The organism is Corynebacterium striatum ATCC 6940 (assembly GCF_000159135.1).
In the GTDB taxonomy this organism is placed as follows: domain Bacteria; phylum Actinomycetota; class Actinomycetes; order Mycobacteriales; family Mycobacteriaceae; genus Corynebacterium; species Corynebacterium striatum.
This window is the reverse complement of record NZ_GG667563.1, coordinates 1-375: the sequence shown is the minus strand read 5'-3', so window position 1 is coordinate 375 and position 375 is coordinate 1. Positions and strand designations below refer to the sequence as shown.

Genomic DNA, 375 nt, shown 5'->3' with positions numbered 1-375 from the left:
GCTTTTTGCCCAGGTTGGCCAGCACGTTGCGTGCCTGGATGAGTCCGCGGGGGATGGCGGCACTATTGCGGTCGAGGATCATCGCTATGACTGCGTGCGTTGCTGCCCCGAACGACGAGGCCCAGGCCAAGAGCTCATCACGGGTAAGCGCCTTGTGGCCTTCATCGTCGCCACGCGGTGCATGCTGAGGGTTGGTGGAATACCGGTATTTGAATCCGTGAAGGCGCGTGTGTTCAGCAACAAGCTGCTCCCCGTTGAAGATGCTTACTAGTTGCGGGGTGAGCCTGACTGTTACCGATTCTCCCACCAGCTGAAATGGCACTGAATAGTACTGGTAGTCACAGGTGATGTGCCAATTGCGGTCGACTTTAAGCC

The 375-nt window shown here is 57.6% G+C and carries 1 protein-coding gene and 1 pseudogene; one reads left to right on the top strand and one right to left on the bottom strand.

The window, feature by feature from the left end; translation table 11 throughout:
• Positions 1–271 (top strand): hypothetical protein (locus HMPREF0308_RS14075; protein ID WP_211205707.1); only part of this gene is annotated, 271 nt, incomplete at its 5' end.
• A 3-nt stretch (positions 272–274) separates the two neighbouring features.
• Here HMPREF0308_RS14075 and HMPREF0308_RS14470 read toward each other — a convergent pair.
• Positions 275–322 (bottom strand): annotated as a pseudogene (locus HMPREF0308_RS14470) (hypothetical protein); the annotation flags it as partial.
• Between the last annotated feature and the right edge of the window lie 53 nt (positions 323–375).